Below are 14593 nucleotides of genomic sequence, written 5' to 3'. Positions count from 1 at the left end.
TTATGTATTATTTATTATTATTCTATTAAATTTATTACATCAACAGACTCGTTTTCGATTATCCAATTGGTGAATCTTTCAGCATACATCAATTTTTTGCGTTTGAATTCATCAGCATCTCCAACTTTAACATCCATATTTGGTCTTGAATATTTGGTTACCTTATCTCCAAAGTCCATTCCCGCAAGAGTAATTTCAGATGCTCCAAGTGCAACTGCCAAGAATAACGCCCTGTCCCCATCGGTGAATCCTCCAAAGTTGTAGAGATTTCCCATAGGTTGTGCCTGAGTGGTTCCAATCACATTATTGAAAAATGAACTTAAAGAAGCCACCTTATCTATATTGTCACCATGTGCATGGATTGCAATGTTTGCTCCCCTAAGGTTTGCAAGCAAAATGTCATCAATATTTCCATCAAGATCTGTACATACAACATCAGGAGATATCTTTTCTTCAATCAAAGCAGTTGTTGCACCGTCTGCTGCAACCAATACATAATCTTTAAGGTCATAGTTTTCCTTAAGCATCAAAACATGATTTTTTAAAGACGGTCCTGCACCGAATACTATGAACTTGTCTGAAAAGCCAACTATTTCTGCCAGGTCATTTAATGTAAGGCATCCTTCTGTTGACAGGATTTCATCAAGAAGTTTTGCTGATTCTTCATCTCCGCTTCTTGAAAATCCAAAATCATCGAGTATTTCTTTATAATATTTTTCCCAGAGTCCAAATTCCATATTTAAAACCTCATTACAATAATTTAACTTCTGATTAATTAAATAATTTATTCTTTATTTACAACATTAACATGAGCTCCGGTAATGCGAGCGTACAAGTTGTTGATTTGTCTTAAAGTAAATCCAACCATGAATGCTGATATGATTGTTCCTATGTATACTGCACCGAATATGTTTGAATACCACAATCCGCACATTATAAGGGATACGATAACCATTGATGCATCAAAGCCTATCTTAATGGTTGAAAATCTCCGGCCTGTAACAATAGCTATTGATTCAACGCATCCTTCACCAGGAAGGGGTGCAATATTTGCAGGCATGTAAATGAATATTCCAAATGCAGTCAAAAAGATGCTTATGAGTAAAAACAATACGCACATAATCACGGATGAGTCAAATGGTATGAATGCAACAAAATAAAGTGCAACATCAGTGAAATATCCGAACAACACACAATTAATCAACTGCAACAATCTTTTTCTGTGAAACTTTGATCTTAGAATCAAAAACTGAATGACAATCAAAGCCGCATTGAATATGAATGTTGTAATTCCAATGTCAATATTCGTAATCAACGCCAATGAATAGGATATGGAACTGATAGGAGTTGTTCCAAGAAGGGATACAATCGAGAATGCCACACCAAATGACATTATTAACAATCCAATAACAAATGACAATATTCTTTTTACCCACATAACTCTCACTACATTTTCTTCATATCTGCTTCTTTACCACTTATTTTAGCATAAATCATATTTATTATCTTTACAGTTGTTCCAATTGACAATGCTGCAATTACTGTTCCGATTCCCGCACTTCCGTCAAGTGTTCCTGTAAATGTAAATGATATAATTAGTGAAATAATTATCATAGATATATCAAATACTACTTTGGTTTTTGCAAATGATTGGTTAGCCACAATAGCAAGTGTCTGTGTCAGACCATCAACTGATACAGGCACAACATTCATAGGAACATATAGGAAGAGTCCAAATGCTAAAATGACAATCCCCAAGACCAAAAAGAGAATCTGAAGGATAATGCTGTTAGCAGGAGGCAGGAACAATCCCAATATAATCAATGAAAGGGAAGTAAATGCGCTGAACAGTATTGCAACGAAAACTTGCAAGAAATGTTTCGATTTAAATGCACTTCTTAAAAGCAATAATTCTATCAATACTAAAAATGCCTGGAATGCTGCATTAGTATATCCGATATCAAAACCGGTTATTAGGCTAATCGCATAAGGCACAGTCACAACAGGTGTTGAACCTAAATTGGATTTGATTGAAAAAGCAATTCCAATGTTCATAATAAACAGTCCAACAACATATTGAATTATTCTTTTGTAAACTATTTCATCTTTATTAAAAAAATTCATACTATATTATGTATGTACTACACAATATTTAAAAACTATAAGATTTAAAAATTTAATTAGCTTTGTAAAGCTATTAAAATTATTTTTATAATGGAGGAAAATTTAATGAACGAAACTTTATTAATGCTTCCAGGTCCAACAACAGTACACCCTAGAGTGCTCGCTGCAATGTCTAGAGCTGTTGTTAACCATAGAGGAGCTAAATATGGAGAAATCTTAGCAGAAACCCATAAATTAATGGCTGATGTTTTCCAAACCTCTAATGATGCATACTTATTAACTGGATCTGGAACTGCAGCTATGGAAGCAGGTATTAGTAATACCGTTGCTCCTGGAGAAAAAATGTTAAACGTTGTCGGAGGAAAATTCGGTGAACGTTTCATGAAAATAGCACAAACCCACGGAATTGATGCACAAGAATTAGCAGTAGAATGGGGAACCGCTGTAACTCCTGAAGCAATTAAGGAAGCTTTAGATGCTGACGAAGATATCAAAGCAGTATCTGTAATACACAATGAAACTTCTACCGGTGTAGCTGCACCTATTGAGGAAATTGGTAAAGTAATGAAAAATTACGATGCTTTATACATCGTAGATACCGTATCTTCCCTTGGAGGAGACTACGTAGATGTAGACAAATTCGGAATCGATGTCTGTGTAACCGGTTCCCAAAAATGTATTGCTGCACCACCTGGAATGGCTGCTATCACCTACAGTGATGACGCATGGGCTGCTGCAGACAAAATTGACTCACCTACATTCTACTTAGACATGAAAGCAGTAAGAAAAAGCGGTGCAAAAGTACCACCTCAAACTCCATACACTCCTGCTGTATCATTAACTTACGCAATGAACGAAGCTTTAAAAGTTGTTATGGAAGAAGGGCTTGAAAACAGAGTTGCACGTCACCACAAAGCTGCTGAAGCAAGCGTAGCTGCTGTTAAAGCATTAGGATTAGACTTATTCGCTGATGAAAAAGTATCATCTGCAACCGTAACCGCAGTAAAAATGCCTGAAGGAATTACTGACGACCAATTCAGAGGAACTGTCCGTGACAAATACGGAGTTGAATTAGCTGGTGGACAAGACCACTTAAAAGGAAACATCTTCAGAATTGGACATATGGGAAACATTTCCTACAAAGAATTAACTCAAACATTTGCTGCAATCGGTATGACCTTAAAAGGTTTAGGTGTAATTGACGAAGCAGGTGCCGGAGTAGCATCCATCGCAGAATCATACTTATGATTCTGTTCTTTTCTATTTTTTTTGAATTTTATTTTTTGTAATGTATTTTTTACATTTGTTATAAGTTAAAAGTTACACTTGAAATGCACCTCTCGAATTTTCTTTTATAAAGTATATAAAACATTTTACACTTGAAATGCACCTCTTTAAATAGTCTTTAAATATAAGTTATAAGTGAAAAGTTACACTTGAAATGCACCTCTCGAACGCACATACTAAAAATATTTTAAACAATAAAAACAAAACTTTTAACAATAGATTAGGATGTGAATAATATGTCTGAAAATATTAGAACAACCGTAGAAGAATTACGTAAACTTATCAATGTGGAAAATGTTATTGGAAAACCTATTGAAACCGACGACAAGATCTTAATTCCAGTAATGAGAATGGGTGTCGGATTTGGTGTTGGAGAAAATATCATCGGTGCTGAACAGGGTGATGCAGCAGCAGGTGGTGCCGGAGTAGAACCTATTTCAATGGTAGTTATCCCTAAAAGAGGAAATGATGCTGAAGGCGTTCGTGTTCTCAACTTAAGCAAAGGAAACCAAACAAACAAAGCATTATCCGACTTAAGTTTACTTGTAACTGATTTAGTCAAAAATTATGTTAAAAAAGACAGCGACGAAATTGACGAATCCGAATACATTGAACCAGAATTCACCACAACCGATGAAGAATAAACATGTCAAACATCCTATTGATGATTATTTTAATAATCATCCTTTTCATTATTGTCTTGCTCTACTTCGGTGTTGGAATAACACTCAAATATGGTAAGACAGGCAGTAAACTTGAAGGATGTTTGCAAATCTATATTTTAAGGAAAATTAAGATTTATTCATCACATTTTTCATCAAAAGAGAAAAAGGAAAAAGACGAAAACAAAAATGATGAAGATGATGAAGAAAAAGACAGACAACCACTATTCAAACTGCTCAAGCCTTGTTTTAGACATTTCAAGGAATTTTTAAAATCATTCATGAAATGCATCAGAGTTCAAAACCTTGAAAATCATCTCGTTTTTGGTATGGACTCATACACTGATACTGCAAAATATATCGGATACATATGGTCATTAATGATAATTGTAAATTCATCTCATAAAAATGCAAGATTAAGTGCGAAACCATCATTTAATGGTAGCATTTTTGATGTAAAAGGTAGCAATGAATTTGAGATAAATCTTCTAAAATTAATTCCTCCAGTTTTGAAATTGATTTTACAAAAAGAAGTCAGAACATTAATCAAAGGTGTTATAGATGAAAGAAGAAATTAAGGATTTAATTTTGGAAATGACCGACATAAAAGAGATAAGTGAATATGAATTTCACGACCTCTGCGGATTTACTTTTGTATTCAAAAGAGAATTTTTGCAATTTAGAGATGATATCAGCTCAGCTTCAATTGCACCTGTTGGAATAATCTATGATGAAAATGAGGAATATTATTTCGCACCATTTGCTGAAGATGTGAATGTTAAAGAAATTATTGAAAATTATTTAATTGATTTAAACCTATAAAATTGATTAAAAACCAACCATAATCCTTTAAATAACATTAAACTAAATATTATTCTGATTATTTTTAATTTAACCTGAAAAAATCAGGAAAATTAAAATAATGATGTAATATATTTTTAACTAATAAATAAATATTTATTAGTATTTATAAATAACTAATAAAAATATAATTCTAAATGCCACAGGTGAAAATATGAATGATTTTTTAACAACCCACATTCAAAATTAAGTTTTAATAAAACCCACCAAATTAAACAAAGATTTGAACTACAATAATGAACCATTTCGCCACAGATCCAATTATTATGAATTAATTAAATATGTTGATGACTTCTTGGAAGGAAAAAACAACAACAGATATTTCCTCTTACCTGGAATAAGATGTGTTGGAAAGTCAACAATATTACTTCAAGTATACGAATATCTCATAAAGGAAAAACATGTAAATCCAACAAATATACTGTACATAAATGGAGATAATCTGAAACGAATGGTAAATAGCTCCATTATTGATGGAATAAATACATATCTGATATTTTTCACAATTCAACAATAGATACAGTAGAAGAACATATATTTCTGTTGATTGATGAAGTACAATACGACAACGATTGGTCAATGATTGGAAAAATTATCTTTGACAGTAACAAAGACATATTTATGATGGTGTTTAGCGGTTCATCAGCATTAGAACTATCCTACAATGCAGACTCAGCAAGGAGACTGTTGAAAATTCCAGTTTGCCCATTAACTTATGCAGAACATTTAAAATTAAAATATACTTATTTTAAAAATGATATTTCACAATCAATCCTAAATTTAATATTTGAGGGAAAACTTCCAGAAGAACATTTGGAAAGTAAAATTCTAAAGATTTATTCAAGTTTTAACAATTACAAAGCAAATGAATTGGAAAACTTCATAAAATACGGAGGATTTCCAACATCATTCAACCAGGATGCTCATGAAATCATCAAAACAAATGTAGATATGATTTAAAAAGTAGTAACAACAGACATAGGCAATATTAAAGGTATAAACGGACAAACAAGTTATCTTGCATCCCAGTTATTATATTTTTTCGCTCTTCAAAACCCAGGTGAGATTTCCAAAGGATCAATGGCAAACCACCTTGATTCAAATAAGATGACAATAAACAAACTCTTGGAATTACTTGAGAAAACACAACTGATTTTTCATGTTGAACCTTTTACTTCATCTGCAAAAGAACAACAAAACCGTTTAAATATTATTTTGCAACATCAAGCCTAAAACACATCCTGTCAATGAACCTTGGAAATGCCAATCTTGAAGCAAAAGAGGCATATATGAGCAAATTATTTGAAAATTTCGTTGCATCAAGCTTTTTCAATCTAAAAAATAGAAGCAATGTAATGTACAACACATATTATGATTCAAATAAGAAAAATGTAGATTTTTTAGTTCAAAGAGGATTGGATACACCAGTACCGATTGAAGTAAGCTGTGGAAAAAAAGATAAAAGTCAAATTAAAACCGCAATGAACAAATACAAATCTGATTATGGAATAATCATCTCAAATACAACAAGAAATATTGTGGAAGATGACAATATCATTTATCTGCCCCCACAAATATTTTCATTCATGTAATTAATGTTTAGGAAGTGGAATATCTTCACTTTCCACAACAACCTCAACCACAAGAGGCCCTGTCAATTCTTTTTCTAAAATTAACTCCAAATCTTCAAGATTATCTGCTCTTATCGCATCAATTCCATAGCTTGAAGCCAATTTGGTAAAGTCAGGATTGTTAAGCTTGACCTGATACGGCTCCATACCATACATTGTCTCTTCCCATTGCCTGATGATGCCAAACTCAGAGTTGTTTAATATGAAAATGACAATATCAAGATCATTTTCTTTTATTGTGGCCAATTCCTGGAGATTCATCTGGAAATCCCCATCCCCATTGATTACCACTATCCGTTCAGATGTTGCAAATGCTGCACCAATAGCTGCTGGAAGACCATACCCCATCGGAGCCATTGCACCTGAGAACAATAGCTGACCAGGTTTTTTGGATTTCTTGAGAAGTGTTGTCCAGGTAGTGTGTGATCCTGCATCTGATGCAATGATGTTTTCTGGAAATTTCTCAAGTATTCTTTTAATTGCAGCCTGAGGTTTCAAGTCTGCATCCAAACCTTCGATTTCTATACTATTGTCTATTTTTAATATTTCATTTAGCCAATCTACTTTTCTAAAGCTTATTTCAAGAAGGAAGTCTTCGACTTTTCCATGAATCGGATAATCCCCAATCAGAACGTCCTTGTTGAGGTTAACATGAATCAGATTTTCAGGAATTACAGGTAGAGTTCTCTCGGATGCCTTTATTCCAAGAGCTATTACACAGTCTGCATTTTCAATTGCATATTTTGCTCTTGGTGTTGCACGGATTCCCACAAGACCCAAATTAATATCCTCATCTTCTGAGATAATTCCTTTTCCATGGAATGTTGTTGTTATTGGGATTTGATACATTTCTGCAAGCATCTGAATGTTTTCCTTCTGTGAGATTGCACCTGCTCCAAGAATCATCAAAGGCCTCTGTGATGAATCTATCAGTTCCTGAGCCTTGGAGATGTTTGACATGTCATCTTCACAAAGATAGCATAATTCAAAGTCATCAAAGTCCTCCTGCAAAAGCACATCCTTTGAAAGGTTAATGTGTATTGGTCCTTTTGGCATGGTCTTAAGCTCATAGATAGCAGCCCTTAAGACATACATTGCCTCTGTTCCGTTTAGTGGATTGTATGATGCTTTTGTTATGTTTTTGAAGATTTCAACCTGAGGAGTACTTTGAAACTGGTCGGTTCCCCTGTACTTCAAGTCATTGTCTCCTGTCAATACCAATAGAGGAATGTTGTCCTTGAATGCAGTAGCTACTGCCATTGTGAAATTCAATGCACCGGGTGATGCTGTTCCAATGCAGACTCCAACCTTTCCGCTTGACCTGTAGTATCCGTCTGCTGCATGTGCTGCTGCCTGTTCATGTCTTGTCAATACGTGATTGATGGATGATTCTGACAATGCTTTATAGACCGGCATTATCTGGTCTCCAGGGATTCCGAAGACGTTTTCTATTCCTTCCTCTTCAAGGATTTTAACTATTTTGTCTGCTACATTCACTCTTCCACCTCCTGATAAGATCCATTGTATTCACCAGACCCATCAACAGGAAATACCACTGCCTGAGCGATTCTGTCCCCTGATTTTATCTTGTATTCAAATTCTCCGTGATTGTATATCATGAACATGAGTGTTCCGTAAAATCCAGGGTCCCCTACTGCTGTCTGAACTGAAATGAAAGATCTTAAAAGTGTTGATCTTGGAAGGTAAAGCATTGTGTAGCCTTTTGGGATTTTAACTTTCCTTTTGATGCTTGCAAGATATGCAGTATGTGGTTTTAAGGTAAATACATCCCCTTCCATCTCCCTGATTTCAGGCAGTTTCTTTTCATTATCTATTAGTGAACCTTCACTTTCCTGTGTAAATATTCTATCGAGTTCCAAATCGATTCCGGAAGGCTGCACCAAGTCGGCAAAGTCCGGAAATAGCTTTACAAGTTCTTTTTCACCAAGCATTATATCAAATCCATTTAATAATTTATTTATACACAATGCTTAATATAGTTTAAATGGTGATAAAATGCCTGTAATTACAATTGCTGGAAATAGCACAATAACATTAGAAAACAAAAGAGAAATGGTCAAAAAAGTATCAGAAGTAGTTGCTGAAGCATACGGCTTACCAGTAGATGCAATCACAGTTTTAGTTCAAGGCTATAACTTTGATGACATTGGTGTTGCTGGCAAATTGTTAAGCGACAAACAAAAATAAGTATTTATAATCAAGGGGAGCATAACAGAAACTCCCCTAAAAAGTTCAAACCAAAAAAGAACTTTGTATTTAATTGCTTAAATACAATAAAATATTAGTTTTGCATTGTATTTATAAATTTGTCTTTGAATAGTTATCCCCCATTTTTTCAATTAGTTTCAAATCCAATAGCTCATCCAGGTTTTTCTGTATTTTTTTATCGAAGTTTCTTGAATTGTAACGAATCAATGATTTTTTGATTTGTTCACATGACGTATTTTCATCAATGGTATCCAGAACCGCCTGCTGGAAAGGAGTCAAATTGAAAATGACCTGATCCAAGATTGATTCTTCCTCATTGATATTGTCAAATGACCATGTGGTGTCCTTTGTCTTAACCTGGAACCTTTCTTCAAGTTCAGGAATCCTGTCCTTTAGCAAATCCAAATGAGGATAGTTTGCAAGGCCATACTTGTGCTTTGATATTTTTGCCAAGAATCCTTCATAGACACATTTCAGATTTATCTTGTTTTTAAATTGGAAATTGCCCAATACATAGACCCTGTCATCAATAACACTGGTGACTCTGTATGTCAAGGTTTCATCATCGAATTCTATTTCCCTAAATACATTAACATTCCAATTGTTGTCTAAAAGGAGATTTCTAACGAACTGTGCATCCTCCAAATCATCATAATATCCGAATATATACTCATCGCCTGCAATCTGCTTTTTGATTACAAATGTATCTAATACTCTTGTGATGTTTAGTCCGTATGCAGAGTTATTCGGATTCCTCCTGAATTTTTTAATGAGATTTGCGATTGCCAATTCATCAGGTTCTGTTTTGTATTTTGCAAGCAGATGCAATTTATCTTCAATGACTGCCAAAACCATATATTCCCCATCATTTTTAACTACTGAAGGAACTCTGTTTAAATCCCACTGATACTGAATGAGCAAATCGCGAATAAAAATAGTATCATCATATGCAGTTATCTTCGCATAGATTTTAGAGTTTTTAACAATATTGAAAGAGTTTTTGTTTTCTCTTAAATATTTCCTATCCATAATAATACATTTTACTTTAAAATTAATAAAAATTGTGGAAGATGAAACTTTTACCAATTATTATGAACATATTTAATAAAAATATTATTTAGTATATATTTTATATTAATTTTAAAAATTATATATTATTTAGATAAAAAATATAATAATTATTAAAAAATTTAACATTTTTTAAAATACTCTAGTATATATGTTTAAAATATGAAAAATTTATATACTAAATAGCATAGAATAAAATTAGTAAAAAATATTTATTAAAATGTTAAAATTAATTCACATTTATTGAATATGAACATTATTAGAAGATTATGTATTCTGGTGAATTAACCAAAACATATTCATAACCTCAAAATATGCGGACTGGTTTATTAGATCATCTAACTCTCCACATGTTTGTATTCTTTAAAAGTGATGTTTGAAATATTTTGTTAAAATCAATTACATTAAAAAAAATATTTAATTTCTCCATTTGAATTAAAAAAACTCAACATAAACTAAATGATTGACGACAATATATGATAACATCACTTAAAAAATTAAAAAAAATAGAAATTTACTGACAGCCACCACCATCAGAATAATAGTTGAATTTAAGATTCTCTGCAATCCATGGAGAATCTGCATTTAGAGAAATTGGAGCAACTTAAGAAATCGATGAAATTTCCTTCAGTTCAAAACCACAAGTTCATATGAATAACATCTTTGTCAATTAGATATAAAATAACAACATTTAATCATTTACAAAATAACTGTAAAGTTCATCTTTAACTTCATTATCAATTTCAAACTTAAAGTTAACAATTGGATGCTGTTTACCCTCAATCTCACGGTAAAGTTGATTATGATCGAATGGAGTTAATTTACCAATATAATAAAATTCAATTCCTTCATCATTACTTTTTTGGATAAATAGCTCAATGTCCAAATCTGTGTAGTTTACAATTGGTTCCAACTCAGAACTTGACACTTTCCTGTTATTTCTACTCATCCAGCTGAAAATCTGTTTTGAGATGAATTGATCTTCGTAATTAATAGTTTCTGAAATATCTTCTTTTTTATTGTAAGTTACGAATATTGGACAAGTATTGTATTTAACTTTATATCCACCAACATTTTGAGCATTCATAAATCTTTCCCAATTTAAAAGCCTTAAAGCATCTTCCCTTGAGTACTTTTCATACAGCTTAAATGGTTTTTCATCATAGTAAACATCCTCGTATTTAAAGAATGCATATCTTATTGCATCTTCAAAATGAGACAAATAAACTGAATTGCATAAACAGGACTTAAAATAGCTTGAAATCTCGAATTCATAATCCATATTGTTCTTCAAATCATCATAAATTTCTTTATCAAACTTGAAAAAGATATTTTCATAATCTATTATTTCATCTTTTGAAACAAAACTAGTTACTGTATTTGCTTGATAATCATCACTTGTTTCTTTTCTGTAGAAGTTCATGCTAAGATAATTAATAGCATTCTTAATTGATTTGAATTGATTTTTAAGACCATATCTCTCTTCAAGACATTTTTCAACTTGAGCAACAGTGAAATAATTATTATATTTAAGGCAAGTTAAAATAACCAGTTCATGAGGCCTTATTCCCTTTACCAATTTTTTTGATATGAATTTTAGAGATGCAACTTCCTCATCACTTAAATTACTTTTATAATCCTTGTCAACATAATCCAGGAAATTATGATATGAATCAAATCTGGAGTGATTTAAGATGATTTCAGGATTGAATTCTCCATTGATTGCGAAGTCATATAATAAAGGAATACGTCCCAATTTGTATTTTAAATTGTTGTATTTTTCTTTAAATACTCCTATTTTTGAAAATGAAGAATTATTAATTGACTCATATATACGTTTTCTGGAAATTTCATCAAAATTAATTGAAGAAGCTCCAGGAATAATTTTATTTCCTTCCATCAGGTATTTACGGATTTTATCTTTATCATAAGACCTATCGCCTGAAAGAGCAATTGGAATCATGAAATTATTCTTATAATTACCAATAAAATCAATTATAACAACATATTCTTTATTTTGATATTTCCTAAGACCCCTTCCAAGTTGTTGGATAAAAATAATTGGAGATTCAGTTGGTCTGACAAGCAATACCTGATTAATCTCAGGAATATCAACACCCTCATTGAAAATATCTACAGTGAAAATAAATTCCAATTTATCAGGATTTTCATCATTAGTTAATCTGTCAATAGCTTCAAGTCTTTTTTCTTGTGAATCATCACCAGTTAAAACAACAGACTTATAACCTCTTTTATTGAATTCATCTGATAGCAGTTCAGCTTCCCTTTTTCTAGAACAGAATACAAGTGCTTTTCGCCTATCACCAGAATATCCATAGAATTCTGATTTTTCAATTAGATATTCAACACGTTTTTCAGATGCAAGAAGATTGAAATCTTCAAAGTCATCATCAATTTCACCATTCTCAAATTCAATATCTGTAATTCCAAAATAATGAAATGGGCAAAGCAAATCTTCTTCCAAAGCTTCCTGAAGTCTGATTTCATGAGCAATATTATTGTCAAACAGATCATAAATGTTAAATCCATCAGTACGTTCTGGTGATGCAGTCATTCCAAGCCAAAATTTAGGCTTGAAATATTGGAAAATCTTTTGATAACTTAAAGCACCCGCTTTGTGAACCTCATCGATAATAATGTAGTCAAAATGATCTTTATCATATTTTGTAAACACATCATCTTTTGACATTGTCTGAATTGTTGAGAAAAGATAATTCTTGTCATATTCTTTGTAATTACCAGAAAGCAGTCCAAAGTTTTCATGATCTTTAAAAACGTTTTTATAAGCTTTAATTGATTGTTTTGCGATTTGTTCCCTGTGAACTAAAAATAAGAATTTTTTAGGCTTGAAATCATTAACTGCAAATGCAGATGCATAAGTTTTACCAGTACCTGTCGCAGATACTAATATTGCTTTATCTTCACCTTTTTTAATAAGTTCTCTTATGTTTTCAATGAACTGCTCCTGCATAATATTTGGAGTTAAAGTTATATTTTTCTGTTTTAGTTCATCACTGACTTGCCTTAACTCAACAAAACGTTTATTGTCATTGTAGATTTTTTCATAAGCTGGAAGAACATCACATAATTCTTCAGCTTCTTCCCATAATGTTGAAAATTCTTTTTTGAGTTCAACTACCATTTCACCTTCTTCAAGAGCAGCAAACTCCACATTCCACTCTTTATTTCTAGTTAATGCATCCATGGTCAAGTTGGAACTTCCAACAATACCCTTGTAAAGACCGTTTTTCTTAAAAATATATCCTTTTGTGTGAAAACCATTATCCTTACATAAATAGAGTTTAACTTCAATATTTTTAAATTTTTGAAGCTTTTTTAATGCTTTTGGCTGGGTAAAAGATAAATAATCAGTTGTTAATATTTTACCTTTAATATTTTTTGATTCCAATAGTTTGAATTCTTCTAAAAAATAAGTTAATCCTCCTTCAGTGATGAATGCTGAAGAAATAAAAAATTCATCACAGTTGTGGAGTTCATCTACGATAGAATTACTTACCTTGGTTTCACTATTATTGCATAGTAATTTGGGTCTGAAATCCAAACTAGAGTCTAATTTTTCATCTATAAATGCAGTTTTTGCCCCGTTTAAGATTTCATCCATATTCATTTGAATCTACTCTTTTTGAAGATGTTTAATTAATTGGTCAAGTTTTTCAATTTGAAGTTTAAAGTCTTCTTCTCTTGGAGTTCCTTCAACTTTTTTGAGTTTATGTTCGAGTTCAACTTTTTTATTCTTTGCAAGTTCAAGTCTTTTATCAATCATGTTAATCCTCCATTGTTTCTTTTAAATAATCAATGATTTGAATATCTGCTGCAATCCAATCAACAGAGTCCAATTCTTGTTTAGTGAGCCACATTGCATCATTATGTTCCAGAAGTTTTGGAGTTCCTTCTTTAATTACTGCTTCAAAACAACTCATTTTAAGATAAAAAGTAGGATATTGATATTCCAAGTCTAAAGCAAATTTTGTAGGTTCTATTATACAATCAAGTTCCTCTTTGATTTCCCTTATGAGAGCTTCTTCTTTTGTTTCATTATCTTCTATTTTTCCACCTGGAAACTCCCACATGTTAATAAATTCACCATAGCCTCTTTTAGTAGCTAAAATTTTATTATCTTTTTTAATAATAGCTGCAACGACATTTAATGTTTTCATAATTGTTTCCTCTGGTTTTTATATTTGGCAGCTTACATTATAAATTTTATTTTAAAAAAAAATTAGATATAGAATGACAACTTGAAGTGCATTCCATTATCGTTAAACAACTCATATTTTCCATCCAATTGATTAGTTAAGGACTGTACAATCATCCAGCCAAGCCCTTTACTTTTGTTTGGATCAAAGTCCTTAGGCATTCCTTTACCATTATCAGAATAATGAATTATAAGTTTTTTTCCAAATCTGTCAACAGAAACCTTGATTACCTTCTCATCCACATCAAAACCATCAAATGCATATTTAATTGAGTTGATTGTCAATTCTGAAAGTATCAGCGACAAAGGAATGAGTATTTCACTAGACAATATCAAGTCATAATCGTTGGAATCATGAATATAACCATAACAGATTTTCCCATTGATGAAATATTGAATGCAAATAAAAAAAATCTTGAAAAAACATTCTTTAGATTAAGAATTAAAGATACTGTGTATCTTATTCATATGAATCGACTTGGGATAGAACAAAC

Annotated in this window: 16 protein-coding genes and 1 pseudogene; 7 read left to right on the top strand and 10 right to left on the bottom strand. The window is 32.0% G+C overall.

Annotated elements, in window-relative coordinates; all coding sequences use genetic code 11:
• Window positions 1-17: 17 nt before the first annotated feature.
• From MR875_09165 to MR875_09155, 3 genes are read right to left on the bottom strand one after another with little or no spacing between them, the layout of a single operon-like run.
• Window positions 18-737, bottom strand: a complete 720-nt coding sequence (locus MR875_09165) for a DUF115 domain-containing protein (GenBank protein MCI6995005.1) — start codon at window positions 735-737, stop codon at window positions 18-20.
• A gap of 47 nt (window positions 738-784) precedes the next feature.
• Window positions 785-1438, bottom strand: a complete 654-nt coding sequence (locus MR875_09160; GenBank protein MCI6995004.1) for a DUF6198 family protein — start codon at window positions 1436-1438, stop codon at window positions 785-787.
• Between the two features lie 8 nt (window positions 1439-1446).
• Window positions 1447-2124: a DUF6198 family protein gene (locus MR875_09155; GenBank protein ID MCI6995003.1), complete on the bottom strand. Its 678-nt coding sequence runs from the start codon at window positions 2122-2124 to the stop codon at window positions 1447-1449.
• Between the two features lie 105 nt (window positions 2125-2229).
• On the opposite strand from MR875_09155, the gene MR875_09150 reads away from it, so the two are divergent.
• The 6 genes and pseudogenes from MR875_09150 to MR875_09125 all read left to right on the top strand — a co-directional run bounded on the left by MR875_09150 (window position 2230) and on the right by MR875_09125 (window position 6526).
• Window positions 2230-3372, top strand: a complete 1143-nt coding sequence (locus MR875_09150; GenBank protein ID MCI6995002.1) for an alanine--glyoxylate aminotransferase family protein — start codon at window positions 2230-2232, stop codon at window positions 3370-3372.
• A 275-nt stretch (window positions 3373-3647) separates the two neighbouring features.
• Window positions 3648-4055, top strand: coding sequence for a sporulation protein (locus tag MR875_09145; GenBank protein ID MCI6995001.1), 408 nt, complete (start codon window positions 3648-3650; stop codon window positions 4053-4055).
• 20 nt (window positions 4056-4075) lie between these two features.
• Window positions 4076-4651 (top strand): DUF2953 domain-containing protein, encoded by a 576-nt coding sequence (locus MR875_09140; protein MCI6995000.1) that lies wholly within the window; start codon window positions 4076-4078, stop codon window positions 4649-4651.
• Window positions 4635-4895 carry a hypothetical protein gene (locus MR875_09135; GenBank protein MCI6994999.1) on the top strand — a complete coding sequence of 87 codons (261 nt, stop codon included), beginning with the start codon at window positions 4635-4637 and terminating at the stop codon, window positions 4893-4895. Before MR875_09140 ends, MR875_09135 begins: the two co-directional genes overlap by 17 nt.
• 334 nt (window positions 4896-5229) lie before the next feature.
• Window positions 5230-5894, top strand: a pseudogene (locus MR875_09130) (AAA family ATPase).
• A 287-nt stretch (window positions 5895-6181) separates the two neighbouring features.
• Complete coding sequence (locus MR875_09125; GenBank protein MCI6994998.1) at window positions 6182-6526, top strand: DUF4143 domain-containing protein; 345 nt, start codon at window positions 6182-6184, stop codon at window positions 6524-6526.
• On the opposite strand, the gene MR875_09120 is transcribed toward MR875_09125, so the two are convergent.
• Window positions 6527-8062 (bottom strand): thiamine pyrophosphate-binding protein, encoded by a 1536-nt coding sequence (locus tag MR875_09120; GenBank protein MCI6994997.1) that lies wholly within the window; start codon window positions 8060-8062, stop codon window positions 6527-6529. It lies immediately after the preceding gene.
• Window positions 8059-8517: a deoxyuridine 5'-triphosphate nucleotidohydrolase gene (locus MR875_09115; GenBank protein ID MCI6994996.1), complete on the bottom strand. Its 459-nt coding sequence runs from the start codon at window positions 8515-8517 to the stop codon at window positions 8059-8061. The genes MR875_09120 and MR875_09115 overlap by 4 nt, the downstream gene beginning before the upstream one ends.
• Window positions 8518-8581: 64 nt before the next feature.
• On the opposite strand from MR875_09115, the gene MR875_09110 reads away from it, so the two are divergent.
• Window positions 8582-8773, top strand: coding sequence for a tautomerase family protein (locus MR875_09110; GenBank protein MCI6994995.1), 192 nt, complete (start codon window positions 8582-8584; stop codon window positions 8771-8773).
• 111 nt (window positions 8774-8884) lie between these two features.
• Here the strand turns inward: MR875_09110 and MR875_09105 are convergent, their stop codons facing one another.
• From MR875_09105 to MR875_09085, 5 genes are all read right to left on the bottom strand, one after another.
• The gene (locus MR875_09105) at window positions 8885-9823 is read right to left on the bottom strand and encodes a hypothetical protein (protein MCI6994994.1); all 939 of its coding nucleotides are present in this window, start codon (window positions 9821-9823) and stop codon (window positions 8885-8887) included.
• Between the two features lie 730 nt (window positions 9824-10553).
• Window positions 10554-13511, bottom strand: a complete 2958-nt coding sequence (locus MR875_09100) for a DEAD/DEAH box helicase (protein MCI6994993.1) — start codon at window positions 13509-13511, stop codon at window positions 10554-10556.
• A 6-nt stretch (window positions 13512-13517) separates the two neighbouring features.
• Complete coding sequence (locus MR875_09095) at window positions 13518-13667, bottom strand: hypothetical protein (GenBank protein MCI6994992.1); 150 nt, start codon at window positions 13665-13667, stop codon at window positions 13518-13520.
• A 1-nt stretch (window position 13668) separates the two neighbouring features.
• Window positions 13669-14061 carry a (deoxy)nucleoside triphosphate pyrophosphohydrolase gene (locus tag MR875_09090; GenBank protein ID MCI6994991.1) on the bottom strand — a complete coding sequence of 131 codons (393 nt, stop codon included), beginning with the start codon at window positions 14059-14061 and terminating at the stop codon, window positions 13669-13671.
• Window positions 14062-14123: 62 nt separating this feature from the next.
• Window positions 14124-14435, bottom strand: coding sequence for a sensor histidine kinase (locus tag MR875_09085; protein MCI6994990.1), 312 nt, complete (start codon window positions 14433-14435; stop codon window positions 14124-14126).
• Between the last annotated feature and the right edge of the window lie 158 nt (window positions 14436-14593).

Origin of the sequence: Methanobrevibacter sp. (assembly GCA_022775905.1) — an archaeon.
Classification (GTDB): Archaea; Methanobacteriota; Methanobacteria; order Methanobacteriales; family Methanobacteriaceae; genus Methanocatella.
Note: the sequence above shows the minus strand (reverse complement) of the source record. Positions and strands in the feature narration are given on the sequence as shown.